Source organism: Parcubacteria group bacterium, assembly GCA_016186325.1.
Lineage (GTDB): Bacteria > Patescibacteriota > Minisyncoccia > UBA10092 > UBA10092 > JACPHB01.
The window spans coordinates 37,064-53,625 of the sequence record JACPLW010000012.1; the positions used below are offsets into that span (position 1 = coordinate 37,064).

Consider the following 16,562-nt stretch of genomic DNA (forward strand, 5'->3'; position numbering starts at 1 on the left):
CGCGCCTTGTTGCCGCGTTGCGCAGCGTTAGGAACTTTCCGGCATCATTATGGACAAGTCACCATGACCAGCCATTGATACCATCACTTATGATAAGTTAACATACACTATTATTTTTGTCAATATTTTCTTACTATGATATAGTATGTATTAAAAAAAACAGCTCATTGAAATAGTTATTGGGAGGCGACAATGCGCGCAACCGTTTTCATTTTTGCTGTATTTATTTTTCTTGTAATCCCGCCTGTTTTCAGGCCTGAAATAGAAAATGCCGCCGATATGCCGTATCGGCTTGACCAAAAATTTATTGAAGATATTTGGAAAAAAGTTATTCGGTTAACAAACGAAGAGGCAATAATTTTAAAAGTTGAGCCGGACATTAAAGCGCCAAAAATAATATACATTAGCGAGCAACCGAGAGTTTCGAGACGGGGCCTACTTATTGCCGCAAAAATTACATATTATGTTGACAAAAAAATCTTGGATGAAGAAAAGATTCAAAAAGTGCTTCTGGACTATCCGAGGGTGATACGGATATATCCAGCGGCGTTTCTGCCGCTGGAAATGGCTGGCGAGCTGGTATATGGATTTATCGCTCAGGAATTCTTTCACGAAACATTGCTTCAACAATACGTTCTTCCGGATTATCACCATTGCGCGATGATTTATCGCGGCACGCTTCTTAAAGCGCTAATGTTTATAGACGGGCGCCTTGGTACGGGAAAGCGAATTACCGATACGGTTATCAAACATACCAAAGCTCAATGCGAAGAAGATTCCGGCGGCCGTATCCGTTTTAAATAAGCCCCAAATAATTTATATTTAGGGGATTTTTTTATATATAAATTATATTACTTAATTTATTTATCTTCTAACGGGCCCCGGTTCTGAATAGGGGATTCTTTTTTCTGAATTCTCTAACGCGGTCTTAACATGATGCATCATGTTTTCAGGTAATTTTTTTATCGGGAACCATCGAAGGTCGTCGCATTTATCCGGCTCGTTTATTCTAACTTCTCCAAACCATTTTTTACACTTAAAAAATAAATCCAACCTTTCTCCGGTTTCATCGTGTTTTGTGCGATACATAGTATGAACCAGTATTAGATCTTTTGGGTTAATATCAATCCCTAATTCTTCTTTCATTTCCCTTACTAATCCACCGATAGGCAATTCTCCGGCTTCCACATGGCCAGCCGGAACAGAATACCAGCCATCATAGTAACCAGAACCTCGCCGTCGTCCAAGCAAAATTTCTTTTCCTTTTCGAAGGAACAAATAAACCGCCGGCACTGCTTTATTTCTTTCTTTTGATATTTTTAAATCCATTGATTTTTAATTAAAAAATCCTTTACTTGAACAAAAACTTTTTCATGACCGGATGCATTAGGATGCAGGCCATCATCAAAATCCTCGTTTTCTAACAACTTGATATCTAAGAAAAGTATATTATTTTTATTGCAAACTTCTTTCATAATTTCGCTATATTTCTTTATATTTTCGTTAGTGTAGTAAATATCAATCCAGGGGACAGGCATTGTTTTAGATTCGTCACAATTCTTTAAATCCACAAAAACAACATTATTGGTTATTTTCTTAGCCCGCTTGATAATTTCTTCCAGGTTTTCTCTGAATTTTTCCGGAGTAACCAAGTAATTACCCGGTTTGTTTTCATAAGATGCATCGTTTCCGCCTGTTTGGAATATTAAAGCATCTGCTTCTCTGATTTTTGCCTCATTTTCAAATCGTTCTAAAATTGTTTTGGTTGTTCCGCCGGAAATACTGCAATTATAAACTTCTACATACTCGTCGCCGTCTCTTTTAGCGACATGAAACCATAGACGGTTTACCCAGCCGCCTTTTTCCAAATCCCACGCACCCCAAGCAGTGCTATCTCCGAATATACAAATTGATTTTGGTTTAGGCATTGTTTTACGAGCTCAATTTTTATATTTAAATTTTTGATAAATCGCCATTGATTACACTTGGATTCATGCCGAGTAACTCATCAGTAAATATACAATCGGGAATTGGGTTAAAAAGAAAAATTTTTTTTCCACTATCAAAAGCCCGGAATACCTCAAGAAAAGTCGCGCCGCCAATATAATTTGATTGATTATTTTTATCAAAATTAAGCACTAAAATCGCATCATTTGCCAAAACTTTAGTATCTTGGTTTTTCAACATGTCGGCTTTCCATTTTTGATGCGCGTCGGGTCCGATTTCTTTCATTTCGTTTTCTTTCATAGGGTTGTCGTAACTGTTCGGTAATGTAACAAAGTGTCCTAGAGCTTCCAGTTTTTGTTTAATCAACCCAACCTTGTCGTAATTGTGTTTGCTGGCACAAATAAAAATTTTCATAGTTTATTGTTCATAATCATTTTTTGAATTAGGGGATGAAAATGACCTTTGTATTTTTCTTGAACGCCAGGAATTTTCCAATCGTTTTCTGTTAGAATTTTTCGGCAATCTTTCGCACCGCAAAAACACGGCTCTTTATCGTCAGTGTATTCGCTATCTTCAAAATTCCAGGTACCTTGGTCTAAAGTTATTTCTTCTCCCGCTTCTATATCTCTTTTCGCGACAATTGTAACTTCGTCAATAAGCCAGGTATTGGCGTCGCAAGAATGATTAAGATTTTCGTCTAGGCTTTCTTGCGTATCGCTTTTTGGCAAAGCCAAATAGCTATTTTCATCCACTATCCAAACGGAACGGCTTCTGTAATTTCCAGAAAGTGCTTCTTCTTTTGAAATCAGCTCGCCTCCAAACTCCATAACCTTTTCTCCTTCCGAAATTTTTTCACCGGTAAAAACACCCTCGCCGTGAATAGGAGATTTGCCAGCTTTAAGTTTCGGATTGACCCAAGTGCGTGATAGATATTGTTTTTTCACATTTGTCGATTAATCATATCCGAATAATGTTCTATCATAAAATCGTGATAAAACTTATTATCGGAAATGTATTTGTAAACATTAGCCGTTTTTTCTGGCGATTCGTTGTTGAATTCGGCGCATAACTTATCAATTTCCTGCTCATTTTCAGGAGATAATCTATACTCTTTAATATTGCCGTCTTGGAACTTAAATAAGAATATTATTTCCTTTTCGCCGATAATTTCGTTCCAAAAGCCATTTGTGAGTTTATTTTTTACAAGTTCAATATATTGAGGTAGTTTGTCCTCAGGAATTTTAAGCGAGCGATCGCCGTCAGTATCTATGTCTTCAATTTTAATATCCAAATCTTCCAATTCCTTATCTTCAATTTTTTCCGCTCCCATTAGATAACTTAAATAATAAGACATGGTTTATTTTTTAATTTTATTACTAGGCATCTCAGTCATTTGACTTAGCATATGTTTGCTCGGGGACAGGGAATCGAACCCCAATTAACGGCTTCAAAGGCCGCTGTCCGACCATTAGACGATCCCCGAATATTTATAAATTTTCAAACTTGTCTCTTATTTCTTACTTGCCCTCCGTAGCCTTGGCGAAGGAGAGTTCCTTACTACTTATTATCTCCACCGCCGCGAGTTCTATCGGCAAAGAGGGGATTGGTGAGCGCTTTATATCCTGCTGGGCGATAAAAAGAATCTTAATCGCTTGGGCGGTTTTATCAAGCGGCCACGCTTCGGATTGTTTTTTTACCGTTTCAATTTGGTCCGGAGTGAGTTCTTGCACCATTAGCTCTACAAGAGAAGAATCAACTTTAACAAGAAGAATTTTTCGGAAATGGTTTATTAACGATTTAGTAAATTCCTGAAGATCCGTTCCATCTTCGCACAATTTTCCGACATAATCTATCGCTTCTTTGGGATTAACAGAGCAAAGGTGATCGGCCATTATTTTTACTTTTTCAAAATCAACCGCGCCTAAAAGTTCTTCTATATCTTGTTTCGTGATACTTTTTTCGCTCCAGTTTCTTAACTGTTCAAGCATTGATTCGGCATCACGATAGCTTCCTCCGGCATAATTGGCAATTAACCTTATGGCATCATCATTAATTTTTATTTTTTCCGCTTCAATAATTTTTGAAAGTTTTTTCATGATTTCCAAAACCGTAAGCCGTCTGAAAGCAAACTGCTGGACGCGTGATAAAATGGTTTCCGGTACTTTGTGAGCTTCGGTTGTCGCCAGAACAAAAATTGCGTGAGCCGGCGGTTCTTCCAATGTCTTTAAAAGAGCGTTAAACGCTTCCTTAGTAAGCTGATGAACCTCATCAATAATAAAAACCTTATATTTTCCAGCAGTCGGCGCGAATTTTATTCCCTCCCGCAATTCTCTTATCTCATCAATGCCCCTGTTTGAAGCGGCATCAATTTCTATGAGGTCAAGGTCGGAACATTCAAGCGACTTTGCCAGAAGCCGGGCTATGGTGGTTTTCCCCGTGCCGCGCGGCCCGGAAAATAAATAAGCGTGGCCAACGCGATTAAGTTTCAAGGCATTGGTCAGAGTCCTTACGACATGCTCCTGCCCGATAACTTCACTCCATTCCTGCGGCCGATATTTTCTATATAAAACAAGATTCATACGCGGTTTACTTTATCACAAAATTAGTATAAAGTAAAAAATAATCCCCCACCCTTAAAGCATAGATTATGTTTTATGTTTATATATTAAAATCTAAAAAAGATGATAGTATCTATATTGGCTTTGCCCCAGATTTGAAAGCCAGATTTATAAAACATAATCAAGGACTGGTTCAATCAACTAAAAATCTAAGACCATTGGAATTAGCATATTATGAAGCTTACAAATCTAAAAAAGACACTCTCATGAGAGAAAAAAGACTTAAACAATTTAAAAAAGGATATGCTTCGCTTAAAGGTCGAATAATAAACTCTTTAATGCTTTAAGGGTGGGGGATGAAAAATTATTCGCGAAACAACGCTGGAAAAGGCAAAACCGCTTTTAGGACAGGAGACAAATGGCGAGCAAGAAAAAATATAGTGGTAAGAGATATAAAAAGCATGCATAGAAGCAAGTCTCGACTGCCGCAATTAAAATCACAATAAAAATACCATGGCTATCAAAAAAATAGGCCTAGCTTTAGGCGGCGGGGGAGCAAAAGGGTTTGCTCATATTGGCGTTATTAAAGCGCTTGAAGCGGCAGGAATTAATATTGATTATATTGCCGGCACCAGTATGGGGGCTCTTATCGGAGGTTATTACGCCGCGACTAAAGATATTAAGACGCTTGAAGAATTGTCGCTCGGTATTAAAAAAAGCGACATTTTTCCCATCAGTGAAGTAATCCGCAGAAAAGACGGATCGCTGTTCCGGGGCGAATCAATAGTAAAACTCCTTGATCATCGCCTGTCTGGCATAAAAATTGAAGATTGTAAAATTCCTTTTACAGCCGTGGCTACTGATTTAAAAACTGGAGACGAAATAAAACTTAAAAGCGGAAGTTTAACAGACGCGATACGCGCAAGCATTGCCATACCTGTAGTTTTCAGTCCTGTAGAAATAGACGGGAGATTTCTTATGGACGGCGGCTTTTCAAATCCCGTTCCGGCCGATATCGTTAGAGAAATGGGGGCTGATATTGTAATCGCTGTTGATGTTTCCAGCCGTTGGATTATGGCGCCTGACGAAATATTAAACACTCATGATATTTACTCTTTATTCAGTAATGCTTTATCGGTAATCGAGTATCAGCTTGCAAAAAACATTCTTAAAGACGCGGATATTGTTATTCGCCCGCCGGTTTTAACCTACGACTGGATGGCATTTGATAAATCGGCCGAGATAATAAAAACCGGCCAAAAAGAACTGGAACTTAATCTTAAAGAAATAAGAAAAAAAACCGGTCATCATACCCCGCGCCGCACTACCCTTGAAAAGTTTTTTGACTTTATTATAAATAAATAAATAACAATAACTATGAAATACGAACTGCCAAAACTGCCATATTCTTACGATGCACTAGAACCTTACATTGACACTAAGACAATGGAAATCCACCATGGAAAACACCATCAGTTTTATATTGATAAGCTCAACGCTGCTTTGGAAAAATATCCCGATTTAGCCGATAACCCCGCCCTTAAGCTTAAGAGCGGGGATAAAAAACTGGAGGAGCTTATAAAAGACCTGCCCAATTTAACTATGGTAGACGAAGCCGACAAAAAAGCGATTCATAACAACGGCGGGGGACACATAAACCATTCGTTTTTCTGGCAAATTATGGCGCCGCAAAAAGAAGTTGATGAAGCATTGTTTGAAGAGATTAAATCAACTTTCGGTTCGCCGGAAGAATTTAAAAAAATATTCAGCAACACCGCCGCCACCCACTTTGGCAGCGGATGGGCTTGGCTGGCGCGCGACGAACAAAATAAACTTCAAATATATTCATTGCCAAATCATGATTTTCCTTATTTGAAAGGCCATCAGCCTCTTATAGTACTTGATCTCTGGGAACACGCCTATTATCTAAAATACCAGAACCGCCGGGCCGAATATATAGAAAATTGGTGGAATGTTTTGAAGTTATTATAGGGTTGGCCCCGTTAGAAGTCCGACAAGTCGGCAGACGTCGTCGGCGTCTTACTTCTAACGGGGTTGACCCCGTTAGAAGTCCGACAAGTCGGCAGACGCCGTCGGCGTCTTACTTCTAACGGGGTTGACAGATTATGTAGATTTGATATAATGTAGGTAATGCTGGGAAACAGGCCGAATCCTGGTTGTAAGACAAGTTTCAGGTGCCTCGAAGAGCATGGACCTATCCCAGCAGCACATTTTTCCTTAACAAAGCCAAAAATCGGCGCGACAGTTCTGTAACTGTCCAAATGTGCCGGAGACTAACCTTTGCGGTTTTGCCTCTGTCGCGCCGAACAAAATCCCGTTGCCACTGTCGCTGTCGCGACAGGGGAGACGCCTTCTTACCTAGCGTCTCGTGAAGCAACGGAACTAAAGTCCTGGCCACATGTCCATGCGGGGTTGGTGGTCCAGGAGCGGTGCCCTATCGCCACAAGTGAGATGGGCAAACCGATGGTAGTGAGCCTCTCGGTTAGTAATTCAACTCCTTCGCTGTTGACCTATGGTCCACGGTGAATGCGCCTCTTGGCACACCCGTGTAAAGGATGGCCGCCATGTGCCGTCTAACAGCGAAGATCGTTCCTGCCTGCGCGAGCTCACCGCGCAGGCCTTTTTTTATTCTTCTTAAAGAAGAATAACCCTTCCGTAGCCCCGCTTTTCGGGGCGAAGGAGGGTACTCAACTATTTAATATACTTCCAACAAAATCTCTGTGGCCGTTTAGAAATTCTTCGGCAGTCAATATTTTTCCGCCCTCAAGTTGAAGTTTTTTTATAATTAAAATATTTTTGCCACATTTAATTATGATGTCGCTATTTTTCAGAAAAATTTCACCCTGCCTGCCGGCAGGCAGGCGATTTTTATTGTTACTATCATAAAAAATATCCGCTTCTATTATTTTTAAACTTTTACCATTCCACATTGTCCAAGCGCTTGGCCACGGATAATAGCCCCTGGTCATTCTTTCAATCTCGCCTGCGCTTTTTGTCCAATCAATTTTTCCGTCTTCTTTTTTTATAATTTTAGTATAAGTCGCTTTCGAATGCTCTTGTTCAATCGGCTTAATTTTTCCTGAAATATAATCGGGAATAGTTTTTATCAAAAGCTCCGCCCCTATTTCGGCAAGTTTTTTAGAAAGAGTTTCATAACTATCTGATTTAGAAATTAGAAATTTGGACTTAGAAATTATCGCCCCGTGGTCCATTTCTTCATCAATTTTTATTATAGTTACGCCCGTTTCTTTTTCACCGTTTAAAATAGCCGACTGAATCGGCGAAGCGCCGCGGTATTTTGGAAGTAGCGATGGATGAACATTAATAAAACCATAGCGGGGGATATCTAAAATTTCTTTTGGCAAAATCTTTCCGTAAGCCGCTATTAAGCCCAGATCCGGCTTTAAATCTTTTAGTTTTTCTATTAAAACAGAAACCGATTCCTTAGGGTCGCGAAACATGGCTTGCGGTTCAAGCCCTGATTTTATTAACTTTTCCAAAATTATCGTCGCAAATTCCGGCGTCCCAAAAAATATAAATTTCATCCCGTTAGAAATCTATCTAGATTTTTCTTAATTATAAATACAATAGTAGTTGCTAATCTTAATTTAGTTTTATCTAATATAAAATTTCTAACGGGATTCATTATTTCTCCTCAACTACGTTAATCTTTTCCGCTTTATCAATAAACAAAATGCCGTTCAAATGGTCCATTTCATGCTGAATTACGCGAGCCAATAGTCCCTTGGCATGAATTTTTATCGGCCTGCCGTTTTCATCCAGCGCTTTTATAGTTAGTTTTTTAGGACGAATTACCGGTCCCCAGGTTTTTTGAACCGACAAACAACCCTCTTCAAAAGGAACCAGCTCTTTTGAAAAATCCCTTATTTCCGGGTTGATGAAAACAAAAATACTACCCTCTATATCCGCGGTAAAAACCCGTAAAGAAACACCCACTTGAGGCGCCGCAAGGCCGAGGCCTTTAGCGCCTTTCATAGTTGCGACCATGTCTTTAATTAATTTCTGGATTTCCGGACTTTTTGGGTCTTTTACGATTTCCGATTTTTTTCTTAGAACCGGATCGCCCTCTTGAATTATTTTTAACACTTTTGCCATAGATTTGCTTGCCCTCCGTAGCTTTCTTGCCCGCCGAAGCTTTAGCGTAGGCGGGAGCAAAGGAGGATAATTCCTTTTTTAAAATCCCCATGAAATACTTGCCGCGGTCTTCGCTTTTGATTTTCCCTTGACGCCAGACATCTTTTACCAAGCTTAGTATCCGCCTTAAAAATGATTCGTCATAGGTTTTTGCCAGACGAAAATATACCCCCTTATGCTTTTCGTCATCCAAACCCTCAACCAAATCCCACGCTAAAACTTGATGTTTTGTCGTTAAAGGCATAATATTAAAATACCATATGTTTGAGGAAAATAAAAAATATATATATTTAGCGGTTGTTACTATTGCCATAGTCGTGGCATTTGGGGCTGGTTTTGTTTTTGGATCGGTAGAGCGACTTCCTCGGCCGGTGCAGGGGATTATAAATAAAGAATTCGGCCAACCGAAAGAATTTGATTTTGGCTTATTTTGGGAAACTTTAGATAAACTTAATGAAAAGTACGTTGATAATGGCAAACTAAAAGACGACGAATTGCTTTACGGCGCTATTTCCGGATTGGTTAAAGGTGCCGGCGATCCTTACACGGTATTCTTTCCTCCGGTTGAATCAAAAAGTTTTAAGCAGGATGTTGGCGGCAGTTTTGGCGGTATCGGAGCCGAAATAGGTAAAAGAAATGGATTTTTGGTTATTATAGCGCCCCTTGAAGATACGCCTGCCCAAAAATCCGGGCTGCTCGCGGGTGATAAAATTTTAAAGATAAATAATGAACCGACCGACGATATAACCGTTGAAAAAGCGGTTACGAAAATACGCGGCGAGGTAGGCACCAAAGTAACTCTAGCTATTTTAAGAGGTAATGACGGCACAAAAACGAAAGATATTGTCATTGAAAGAGCAATAATTAAAATCCCGATAACAAAACTTGAGGCGTTAGAAGATAACGCGATCGCTCATTTATCATTTTACAGCTTCACTTCAACAGCCCCATTTGAATTTCAAAAAGAGGCATCAAAAATTCTTGCCACTTCCGGCTATAAGGGTATAATTTTAGATTTGAGAAATAACCCAGGAGGTTACTTGGAAGTTGCGGTTGATATTGCCGGCTGGTTCCTTAATGCCGGAGATCTTGTTGCGATTGAGGATTTCGGGAAAACCAGCGCAAAAACTGAATTTCGAGCAAGCGGCGTAGCCGCTCTTAAAAATTATCCGATGGTGGTTTTAGTTAATCAAGGCACGGCTTCGGCAGGCGAAATTTTAGCCGGCGCCCTAAGAGATAACCTAGGCATCAAATTAATAGGCGAAAAAACCTTCGGCAAGGGATCGGTGCAAGAACTGGTAAATTTTAAAGACGGCTCATCGCTCAAGGTTACCGTTGCCAAATGGCTCACGCCAAAAGGGATCTCAATTTCGGAACAAGGTTTGGAGCCAGACTTTAAGGTAGCTCCTACCGAAAAAGAACTAACAAACAAAAAAGATCCCCAGCTTGATAAAGCGGTGGAGATTCTCTTAAAAATGCTGAAATAAGAACGCGATACCAATATATTTTATGAAAATAGTTTTACTTCAAGATGTTGATGGTTTGGGTAAAAAAGGAGACATTAAAAATGTCAGCGATGGCTACGGCCGTAATTTTCTTTTAAGAAAAGGGCTTGCTGAAATTTTAACGCCGGAAATAGAAAATCGGATAAAACTTGGGAAAGAAAAACAGGAAAAAGATGCAGTCAAACTAAAATCTCAAACAGCAATTTTAAAAGAAAATATTGAAAAACTAAAACTGGTAATTAAAACCAAAATAGGAAAAACAGGACAAGCATTTGGCTCAATAACTCCGGTAAAAATAGCAGCAGAACTTGAAAAACAGGGGATAGGGCTTCAAAAAGAGCAGATATTGTCTTCGCCGGTAAAAACCCTAGGCGAACATAAAATAAAAATAAAACTGCCCCAAGGAATTGAGGCAGAATTGACAATTCTTATTGAATCGGAAGATACTAAAACTAAATAACGTTTATTACTTTAAAAACTCTTCTGGAATTATCGTAACGTTTTGTCTTTTTATCGGTAAATTTTATGATTCCGGGACGCATGGCGTAAAGCGTGTCATCGCTGCCTTTTTTAACATTCTTTCCGGGAACCCATTTAGTGCCCCTTTGACGCACCAAAATATTGCCCGCTTTTACCCGTTCGCCGTCAAAAAGTTTTATGCCTAATCGTTTTGATGCTGATTCTCGGCCTAATCTTGTTGAACCGGCCGATTTAGTAGTCGCCATAGATTTCTAATAGAATAACAAATTATGAATTATAAATCAACCCCGTTAGAAATCTAATAAATCTTATGAGATTTAGCAGCATGTTTATATTTTATATTTAAACTATGTTTGATTGGTTAAAAAATAAATTTCTAACGGGGTCAAGATACTCATACTTAATAAGGTGGGGGAAGGGGCATGAAAAAAACCTTTTAATCGGCTTAGTTTTAACGCTAGGATTTTTAATCGGACTGGGGACCGGTTTGCTTATGAATTCAAACCAAGTTTCACCTATTATTATTGATAAAAATATCAAAGTCGGCCTGTTGGAGCCTGAAAATTACGGAACGGGGGATACAAATTCATCTAAAATAAACGCGAGTTTCGGCAATTTTGTGGCTTCAATTAACGGCAAGGCTTATTACCCTAAAGATTGCAAATCCGCAAATGTAATTAAAGAAGAAAACAGGATCTGGTTTGAAAATGCAGAGGAAGCCGAAGCCGATGGTTATAGGCCGGCTCAAAATTGCCCTGTGAATAAATAAAGTGTTAAAATTATAATAGAAAAGTTAATATAGAAATATCTCAAAATAATTTTTCACTATGAAATTTTTATTTGACCTTTTGGCATCAATTTCAAGCTTGTTTGTTTTACAGGCAAATAAACCTGAAAATATCCATGTTCCGCCATTAAATACGGCAATTATTTCTTTCCAAGACACTTATTATGCGTCTGCCGTAGCCGATCCCGATAACTTTCCGAAAACAAATTCTGTAACTATAGTTAAAAAATCGACGCCGGTTGTTGTTCCGCCGCCGGTTGCCCAACCAACGCCGCCGCCGCCTCCGCCACCGCCGCCAGCTCCAGTCGTTGTTTTACCGCCGGAAGATCCGTATGTAGTAAAGACGGAACCTATAATTACCTGGCTTAATACGAATTTTGGTTTTACGGGAACAAGTTCCGAAGGCGATCGCACTCTTCCGGAACTTACATTTGACAGAGAATATTGGCGAATAGAAATTTTTACGTACTGGGCTCCAACTGTGGTGCCGCCAAAACCGGCTTTAGAAAAAGATTATGTCAAAATAGAAGTTTATGAAGCGGGGACAAACAAACTTATCCATACAATAACATCGGGTAATGAAGAATCGTCTCATAAATTTCAAACATTTAGAAAACCGGGGAAATACTACTTAAAAGTATATTCCAAATCGCCAAGCCAGTGGGAAATAGCTTTCACCGTTTCATCAAAAATTGCGCAATAAATAAGAAGGGGAGAAGAAGTTTTTAAATCAATACAACGTCGGACAAGATACCTTTTGCGACGTATCCCTTATTAAATACCGGCCGGGCACTACCCTGGCCGGTATTTTTAATTTTCACTTTACGGGGCAAAAAGTCTCAACAAGTTTATTTTCTACAGATCCTTTAATTAACCCCTTGGCTTTATCAATAACTATCGGAATTAGTTTGCTGGCCTCTGATCCAACTGTTTCGGCCCCTGTTTTTATTTTATCCGTTATTTCCGAATAAGACGTATCCCCTATTTTTTCACCTGAAAGTTGGGGAAGACTATCAGTTTTAAAATTATTAACCTTATTTAAAATAAATTTTGCGATATCGGTTCCTACCGGTAAAACCTCGCTTCCTTTTATAGTAAAGGATCTATCGGCATTTACGACAAAGTAGAGAGATAAAACCGCTAATATGATACCAATTATAATTAACGTTTTCATTAATTTAATAATACCACGCGCGGTGTTTTAACGCCTAAAATCCCATAGACAGATAGTCGAAAGGATTAACCGAACCGCCAAACGGCAAAAGCCCGTACCAGCGATTTTCCACTCGGAAAGTGTTTGTTGAATACACCGTAAAATGCAGATGCGGGCCGGTGGTAAAACCGCTTGAGCCGACATAGCCGATAACTTGTCCCTGATTGACCGTTTCGCCTTTAGAAGCCGATTTTGACGATAAATGAGTATAAAGAGTAGTTAAACCGTTACTATGGCGAATAGATAGCCAAGAACCATAGGCGTACCGCCCATCATCGGCCGATGCCGACACAACGCCGCCTAAAGCCGCGTGAACAGGTGTTCCATAATAAGCCGCAATATCAATGCCGTTATGAAACTTATAAGAATGATTGTAGAAACCGGTCACGGATGTCGGGCCGTAACCTTGGGTTATCCGCCCCAATACGGGCCACATTAAAGCGCCGGGTTTGGGCTTGGGCAGTCCCCCCCACCTGCCCTCTTAATTTTTCTTCCAGATCAAAAATTTCTTTCTGAATTTCTGCCTGACGAATTTGAATTTTTGATATTATTTTCTGATACTCTATTTCCTGATTATTGGTCTGATTCAGTAATTCTTTTTTCTCGTTGTTTTGATTTTTAACAAGCTGGTTTTTTACCAGAAGCTCTTTTTTAAGATTATTTAAATCTCCCTTTAATGTTTCCTGTGATTTAAGAAGGTCTTTAAGCTCTGCTTTTTCTTGAGCCAAAATTTTAAAATCCCTATAAAGACCGTTTTCAATATTTATAAGATACTCGCTCTGGTTAAGAAAATCCGAGAGTTGTTTACTTTCCAAAATCGCCGTAATAAAGCCCCGATTATCGGCATAGGCCAAAAATCTCAAAGATCTCGCCATTGCCGTTTGCCGCTCGGAAATTTTTTTGTCTTTTTCAACTATCTGTTTTGAGGCCAATTTTATATTGAATTCTGTTTTTGAAATTTTTGCCTGGGTAATTTTTAAATCCGCGTTTAATTGCTTAAGCTGGGTTTCTATTTTTATAATTTGGCTTTTAAGGGTTTTTGATTCAAATTGCGTAGATTCTAGCGCCGTTTTATATTTATTTAACTCTGTTTCCAGTTTTTTTATCTCCTCTTCTTTTGTTTTTATTTGCGAAAATAGAACGTCATTCTCTGACTGCGCCAAAACAACCTGTTGCGCGTTAAGCAAAAGAACAAGCCCTGAAATTACAAAAAGGCAAAATTTCATGCTAATTAAATAATACCAGTTTTACACCAGGTTTTTTAGAGCGGCTTCAATTCGTTTAATGCTCTCTTTTTTGCCTAAAATCTCAAGAATTTCAAATGGGCTTGGCGATGTTTGAAGGCCGGTCAGGGCAACTCGAAGCGGCCACAACAAGCGTCCCCTATCATTGTTTTTGGCTCTTGAAGCTTCTTTTAATAAAATATTTTCTAAATTACTGCGAGTAAAATCTTCTTCGCCAATTTCTATTAATGAATCTCGGGAAATTTTTAAAGAGATTCTTATATCTTTAAACATCATATCGCGCCAAATTAAAAGATTAGAATCATATTTTGGAACCTGGAAAAAATAAGCTACCCTATCCCCTATCTCACCAAACTTCTTAAGTCGCGGCTGTTCTAGCGCCAATATTTTTTTAACATATCCCGAATCATAATTATTTTTTTCTACTAAATTGTCTTTTATTAAAAACGGAACGGCGTATTCTTTTAGTTTATCGAGCGATAATTGCTTTATATAATGGCCGTTCAGCCAATCCAGTTTTTCTATATTAAAAATCGCACCGGCTTTGTGAACTTTTTCAAGCGAAAAATCTTTAAGCAATTCTTTCATTGAATAAACCTCTTTTTCCCCGCCGGGGTTCCATCCCAAAAAAGCAAGAAAATTTACCATTGCTTCGGGAAGATAGCCCTTTTTTATATAATCATCAACAGAAACGTCCCCTTTGCGCTTGCTCATTTTCGTTTTATCGGGATTTAGCAAAAGAGGCAAATGAGCCCAGTAAGGTGCTTTCCAGCCAAAAAATTCATATAACAAAATATGTTTTGGCGTTGACGGCAACCATTCTTCCGAACGTATAACATGAGAAATTTCCATTAAATGATCGTCCACAACTACCGCCAGATGATAGGTCGGATAGCCGTCTGATTTTAAAAGCACCTGATCGTCAAGTTCGCCAGAATTATATAAAATCTTTCCACGGACAATATCGTTTATTTCTATAACCCGATTATCAGGAATTTTCATTCTTATTACGTAAGATTCGCCGGCATTAAGTTTTTTACCGATTTCTTCTTCGCTTAAAGAGCAGCACCGCCTGTCATATTTGGAAATCTGTTTTTTAGACGTTTGTTCTTGACGCATTTTTTCAAGCGTCTCTTCGGTGCAAAAGCAATAGTATGCATTATTGTTTTTAACTAATTCATCAGCATATTTTTTATAAATATCCAATCTTTCCGACTGAATATACGGGCCATATTGGCCATCGGCATCGGGGCCTTCGTCGTATTCCAATCCGGCCCATTTTAAACCCGAATAAATTGCTTGCGCCGCTTTTTCAACATATCTTTCCTGGTCGGTATCTTCCAGGCGCAAAATAAATTTTCCGCCGTGTTGCTTGGCAAAAAGATAAGAATAAAGCGCAGTGCGCAAACCGCCGACGTGCAAAAAACCGGTCGGGCTTGGCGCAAACCGCGTTCTTATTTTTTCTTTTTTAAATAAGAATTTTAAAAATGTCATTTTATCGGGGGATTAAATTTAATAACGCTTGCGCGATTAATTTTGCCGCGTCGGGAGTGGCGAATTTTCTGGCTTTTTCCTCCATATTCTTCTTTTTTTCCGGATTACTCAATATAGCGCTGATTACCGACATCAGTAAGCGCGGCGTAAGATTGGACTCCTCAATTACTTCCGCTCTGCCGTCACCCCCGAAAATATAAGCGTTTTTGCGCTGGTGATTATTCGCCGAATCGGTTATCGGAATAATAATACTCGCTTTTCCCGATGCCGCTATTTCAAAAATACTGCCGGCGCCGGACCTTGAAATTATTAAATCAGCGCTGTGATAAGCCGCGATATATTCCGGTTCAACCAAAAAATTAACCGGATGATAAGAAGCAAACAGTTCGCCCGAAAGACCGGCAAGAGCTACTTTTGATTCACTAAGAACGCTCGAGTAATTTTCGTCTCCAGTTTGATGGATAACTTCGGCCGTGATAAGTAAATCCGGTAAAATATCAAGAATCATGTCATTTATTTTTTGAGCGCCCTGCGAACCGCCAAGTATCAGCACCACCGGCTTTTGGGATGCTAAGTGAAGCATGGGCCGTTCTATTTCCGGATTGGGCGGCGCGAAAAACGCATCGCGTATCGCTTCGCCGGTAAAATAAGTTTTATTTTTCGGAAAATAATCTACCGCTTCATTAAAAGATATGGCAACCAGCGAAGCAAAACGCGCTAAAATTTTATTGGTTAAACCCGGAATTGAATCTGAATCGTGAAGAATAATCGGGATTCTGTAAACCCAGCCGGCAATCACTACGCCAAAACTGCCGTAACCTCCTTTACTAAAAATTACGTCCGGCATAATTCGCCAAACCTCGTAAAGCGCCTGAAGAAGGCCGGCTCCGATTTTGAAAAGATCGGCAAAGTTTTGAAAAGAAAAATAACGGCGCCATTTGCCGGTTATAATAATTTTGTAATGAAAATTCATTTCTTCCCGCTCCAAACTTGATTCCAAAAAAAGTCCGGGACCCAAATAATAAATTTCCGGTTCTCCCATATCTGAAAATTGCGCCAGTTCGTTAAGTTTTCTTGAGACGGCAACTAAAGGAAACAGATGTCCTCCCGTCCCACCTCCAGTTAACACAATCTTTATCATTTGTTTAAAAATTTAAA

General features: G+C 39.2%; 24 protein-coding genes and 1 tRNA gene. 9 read left to right on the forward strand and 16 right to left on the reverse strand.

Annotated elements, in window-relative coordinates; all coding sequences use genetic code 11:
- Positions 1–192: 192 nt before the first annotated feature.
- Positions 193–804, forward strand: coding sequence for a hypothetical protein (locus HYW79_03800; protein MBI2635631.1), 612 nt, complete (start codon positions 193–195; stop codon positions 802–804).
- A gap of 60 nt (positions 805–864) precedes the next feature.
- Here the strand turns inward: HYW79_03800 and HYW79_03805 are convergent, their stop codons facing one another.
- The 7 genes from HYW79_03805 to dnaX all read right to left on the reverse strand — a co-directional run bounded on the left by HYW79_03805 (position 865) and on the right by dnaX (position 4,526).
- A complete protein-coding gene (locus HYW79_03805) occupies positions 865–1,329 on the reverse strand; it encodes an NUDIX domain-containing protein (protein ID MBI2635632.1) in 465 nt (154 codons plus the stop codon).
- Entirely contained in the window at positions 1,320–1,928 is a 609-nt protein-coding gene (locus HYW79_03810) for a hypothetical protein (protein MBI2635633.1), read from the reverse strand. The genes HYW79_03805 and HYW79_03810 overlap by 10 nt, the downstream gene beginning before the upstream one ends.
- Positions 1,929–1,953: 25 nt before the next feature.
- Entirely contained in the window at positions 1,954–2,361 is a 408-nt protein-coding gene (locus HYW79_03815; GenBank protein MBI2635634.1) for a hypothetical protein, read from the reverse strand.
- The gene (locus HYW79_03820; GenBank protein MBI2635635.1) at positions 2,358–2,891 is read right to left on the reverse strand and encodes an SET domain-containing protein-lysine N-methyltransferase; all 534 of its coding nucleotides are present in this window, start codon (positions 2,889–2,891) and stop codon (positions 2,358–2,360) included. The genes HYW79_03815 and HYW79_03820 overlap by 4 nt, the downstream gene beginning before the upstream one ends.
- Entirely contained in the window at positions 2,888–3,301 is a 414-nt protein-coding gene (locus HYW79_03825) for a hypothetical protein (GenBank protein ID MBI2635636.1), read from the reverse strand. Before HYW79_03825 ends, HYW79_03820 begins: the two co-directional genes overlap by 4 nt.
- Positions 3,302–3,359: 58 nt before the next feature.
- A tRNA-Gln gene (locus HYW79_03830) sits at positions 3,360–3,430 on the reverse strand.
- Between the two features lie 34 nt (positions 3,431–3,464).
- Complete coding sequence (gene dnaX / locus HYW79_03835; protein MBI2635637.1) at positions 3,465–4,526, reverse strand: DNA polymerase III subunit gamma/tau; 1,062 nt, start codon at positions 4,524–4,526, stop codon at positions 3,465–3,467.
- 68 nt (positions 4,527–4,594) lie between these two features.
- On the opposite strand from dnaX, the gene HYW79_03840 reads away from it, so the two are divergent.
- The 4 genes from HYW79_03840 to HYW79_03855 are packed head-to-tail and all read left to right on the forward strand — an operon-like array spanning position 4,595 to position 6,497.
- Positions 4,595–4,852: a GIY-YIG nuclease family protein gene (locus tag HYW79_03840; GenBank protein MBI2635638.1), complete on the forward strand. Its 258-nt coding sequence runs from the start codon at positions 4,595–4,597 to the stop codon at positions 4,850–4,852.
- Positions 4,853–4,861: 9 nt separating this feature from the next.
- On the forward strand, positions 4,862–5,011 hold the full coding sequence (locus HYW79_03845; GenBank protein ID MBI2635639.1) for a hypothetical protein: 150 nt from the start codon (positions 4,862–4,864) through the stop codon (positions 5,009–5,011).
- Between the two features lie 7 nt (positions 5,012–5,018).
- Positions 5,019–5,870 (forward strand): patatin-like phospholipase family protein, encoded by an 852-nt coding sequence (locus HYW79_03850; protein MBI2635640.1) that lies wholly within the window; start codon positions 5,019–5,021, stop codon positions 5,868–5,870.
- A gap of 12 nt (positions 5,871–5,882) precedes the next feature.
- Positions 5,883–6,497 (forward strand): superoxide dismutase, encoded by a 615-nt coding sequence (locus HYW79_03855; protein MBI2635641.1) that lies wholly within the window; start codon positions 5,883–5,885, stop codon positions 6,495–6,497.
- Between the two features lie 716 nt (positions 6,498–7,213).
- Here HYW79_03855 and HYW79_03860 read toward each other — a convergent pair.
- The 3 genes from HYW79_03860 to HYW79_03870 all read right to left on the reverse strand — a co-directional run bounded on the left by HYW79_03860 (position 7,214) and on the right by HYW79_03870 (position 8,925).
- Positions 7,214–8,071 carry a methionyl-tRNA formyltransferase gene (locus tag HYW79_03860; protein ID MBI2635642.1) on the reverse strand — a complete coding sequence of 286 codons (858 nt, stop codon included), beginning with the start codon at positions 8,069–8,071 and terminating at the stop codon, positions 7,214–7,216.
- 100 nt (positions 8,072–8,171) lie between these two features.
- Positions 8,172–8,642 (reverse strand): peptide deformylase, encoded by a 471-nt coding sequence (gene def, locus HYW79_03865; GenBank protein MBI2635643.1) that lies wholly within the window; start codon positions 8,640–8,642, stop codon positions 8,172–8,174.
- Complete coding sequence (locus tag HYW79_03870; protein ID MBI2635644.1) at positions 8,539–8,925, reverse strand: hypothetical protein; 387 nt, start codon at positions 8,923–8,925, stop codon at positions 8,539–8,541. The genes def and HYW79_03870 overlap by 104 nt, the downstream gene beginning before the upstream one ends.
- Positions 8,926–8,941: 16 nt before the next feature.
- On the opposite strand from HYW79_03870, the gene HYW79_03875 reads away from it, so the two are divergent.
- A complete protein-coding gene (locus HYW79_03875) occupies positions 8,942–10,168 on the forward strand; it encodes a S41 family peptidase (protein ID MBI2635645.1) in 1,227 nt (408 codons plus the stop codon).
- Positions 10,169–10,190: 22 nt separating this feature from the next.
- Entirely contained in the window at positions 10,191–10,646 is a 456-nt protein-coding gene (gene rplI, locus HYW79_03880; GenBank protein ID MBI2635646.1) for a 50S ribosomal protein L9, read from the forward strand.
- Here the strand turns inward: rplI and rpmA are convergent.
- Positions 10,639–10,911 carry a 50S ribosomal protein L27 gene (rpmA, locus tag HYW79_03885; protein ID MBI2635647.1) on the reverse strand — a complete coding sequence of 91 codons (273 nt, stop codon included), beginning with the start codon at positions 10,909–10,911 and terminating at the stop codon, positions 10,639–10,641. The genes rplI and rpmA overlap by 8 nt on opposite strands.
- Before the next feature lie 104 nt (positions 10,912–11,015).
- On the opposite strand from rpmA, the gene HYW79_03890 reads away from it, so the two are divergent.
- Together HYW79_03890 and HYW79_03895 are read left to right on the forward strand one after the other, a co-directional pair.
- Positions 11,016–11,435: a hypothetical protein gene (locus HYW79_03890; GenBank protein MBI2635648.1), complete on the forward strand. Its 420-nt coding sequence runs from the start codon at positions 11,016–11,018 to the stop codon at positions 11,433–11,435.
- A gap of 58 nt (positions 11,436–11,493) precedes the next feature.
- Positions 11,494–12,156 carry a hypothetical protein gene (locus HYW79_03895; GenBank protein MBI2635649.1) on the forward strand — a complete coding sequence of 221 codons (663 nt, stop codon included), beginning with the start codon at positions 11,494–11,496 and terminating at the stop codon, positions 12,154–12,156.
- A 114-nt stretch (positions 12,157–12,270) separates the two neighbouring features.
- Here HYW79_03895 and HYW79_03900 read toward each other — a convergent pair whose 3' ends face one another.
- From HYW79_03900 to HYW79_03920, 5 genes are read right to left on the reverse strand one after another with little or no spacing between them, the layout of a single operon-like run.
- Positions 12,271–12,627, reverse strand: coding sequence for a hypothetical protein (locus tag HYW79_03900; protein MBI2635650.1), 357 nt, complete (start codon positions 12,625–12,627; stop codon positions 12,271–12,273).
- A 34-nt stretch (positions 12,628–12,661) separates the two neighbouring features.
- Complete coding sequence (locus HYW79_03905) at positions 12,662–13,054, reverse strand: M23 family metallopeptidase (protein MBI2635651.1); 393 nt, start codon at positions 13,052–13,054, stop codon at positions 12,662–12,664.
- Positions 13,026–13,892, reverse strand: coding sequence for a hypothetical protein (locus HYW79_03910; protein MBI2635652.1), 867 nt, complete (start codon positions 13,890–13,892; stop codon positions 13,026–13,028). Before HYW79_03910 ends, HYW79_03905 begins: the two co-directional genes overlap by 29 nt.
- A gap of 21 nt (positions 13,893–13,913) precedes the next feature.
- The gene (locus HYW79_03915) at positions 13,914–15,404 is read right to left on the reverse strand and encodes a glutamate--tRNA ligase (GenBank protein ID MBI2635653.1); all 1,491 of its coding nucleotides are present in this window, start codon (positions 15,402–15,404) and stop codon (positions 13,914–13,916) included.
- A gap of 1 nt (position 15,405) precedes the next feature.
- Positions 15,406–16,545, reverse strand: a complete 1,140-nt coding sequence (locus tag HYW79_03920) for a UDP-N-acetylglucosamine--N-acetylmuramyl-(pentapeptide) pyrophosphoryl-undecaprenol N-acetylglucosamine transferase (protein MBI2635654.1) — start codon at positions 16,543–16,545, stop codon at positions 15,406–15,408.
- Positions 16,546–16,562: the final 17 nt, after the last annotated feature.

Excerpts from the sequence above, each read along its gene's own strand:
- HYW79_03900 (MBI2635650.1), bottom strand. The coding sequence starts at position 12,627 with ATGAAAACGTTAATTATAATTGGTATCATATTAGCGGTTTTATCTCTC.
- rplI (MBI2635646.1), top strand. The coding sequence starts at position 10,191 with ATGAAAATAGTTTTACTTCAAGATGTTGATGGTTTGGGTAAAAAAGGA.
- HYW79_03805 (MBI2635632.1), bottom strand. The coding sequence starts at position 1,329 with ATGGATTTAAAAATATCAAAAGAAAGAAATAAAGCAGTGCCGGCGGTT.
- HYW79_03825 (MBI2635636.1), bottom strand. The coding sequence starts at position 3,301 with ATGTCTTATTATTTAAGTTATCTAATGGGAGCGGAAAAAATTGAAGAT.
- HYW79_03875 (MBI2635645.1), top strand. The coding sequence starts at position 8,942 with ATGTTTGAGGAAAATAAAAAATATATATATTTAGCGGTTGTTACTATT.
- HYW79_03800 (MBI2635631.1), top strand. The coding sequence starts at position 193 with ATGCGCGCAACCGTTTTCATTTTTGCTGTATTTATTTTTCTTGTAATC.
- rpmA (MBI2635647.1), bottom strand. The coding sequence starts at position 10,911 with ATGGCGACTACTAAATCGGCCGGTTCAACAAGATTAGGCCGAGAATCA.
- HYW79_03895 (MBI2635649.1), top strand. The coding sequence starts at position 11,494 with ATGAAATTTTTATTTGACCTTTTGGCATCAATTTCAAGCTTGTTTGTT.
- HYW79_03915 (MBI2635653.1), bottom strand. The coding sequence starts at position 15,404 with ATGACATTTTTAAAATTCTTATTTAAAAAAGAAAAAATAAGAACGCGG.
- HYW79_03860 (MBI2635642.1), bottom strand. The coding sequence starts at position 8,071 with ATGAAATTTATATTTTTTGGGACGCCGGAATTTGCGACGATAATTTTG.
- HYW79_03845 (MBI2635639.1), top strand. The coding sequence starts at position 4,862 with ATGAAAAATTATTCGCGAAACAACGCTGGAAAAGGCAAAACCGCTTTT.
- HYW79_03920 (MBI2635654.1), bottom strand. The coding sequence starts at position 16,545 with ATGATAAAGATTGTGTTAACTGGAGGTGGGACGGGAGGACATCTGTTT.
- HYW79_03910 (MBI2635652.1), bottom strand. The coding sequence starts at position 13,892 with ATGAAATTTTGCCTTTTTGTAATTTCAGGGCTTGTTCTTTTGCTTAAC.
- dnaX (MBI2635637.1), bottom strand. The coding sequence starts at position 4,526 with ATGAATCTTGTTTTATATAGAAAATATCGGCCGCAGGAATGGAGTGAA.
- HYW79_03815 (MBI2635634.1), bottom strand. The coding sequence starts at position 2,361 with ATGAAAATTTTTATTTGTGCCAGCAAACACAATTACGACAAGGTTGGG.
- HYW79_03890 (MBI2635648.1), top strand. The coding sequence starts at position 11,016 with ATGTTTGATTGGTTAAAAAATAAATTTCTAACGGGGTCAAGATACTCA.
- HYW79_03855 (MBI2635641.1), top strand. The coding sequence starts at position 5,883 with ATGAAATACGAACTGCCAAAACTGCCATATTCTTACGATGCACTAGAA.
- HYW79_03850 (MBI2635640.1), top strand. The coding sequence starts at position 5,019 with ATGGCTATCAAAAAAATAGGCCTAGCTTTAGGCGGCGGGGGAGCAAAA.
- def (MBI2635643.1), bottom strand. The coding sequence starts at position 8,642 with ATGGCAAAAGTGTTAAAAATAATTCAAGAGGGCGATCCGGTTCTAAGA.
- HYW79_03840 (MBI2635638.1), top strand. The coding sequence starts at position 4,595 with ATGTTTTATGTTTATATATTAAAATCTAAAAAAGATGATAGTATCTAT.
- HYW79_03810 (MBI2635633.1), bottom strand. The coding sequence starts at position 1,928 with ATGCCTAAACCAAAATCAATTTGTATATTCGGAGATAGCACTGCTTGG.
- HYW79_03870 (MBI2635644.1), bottom strand. The coding sequence starts at position 8,925 with ATGCCTTTAACGACAAAACATCAAGTTTTAGCGTGGGATTTGGTTGAG.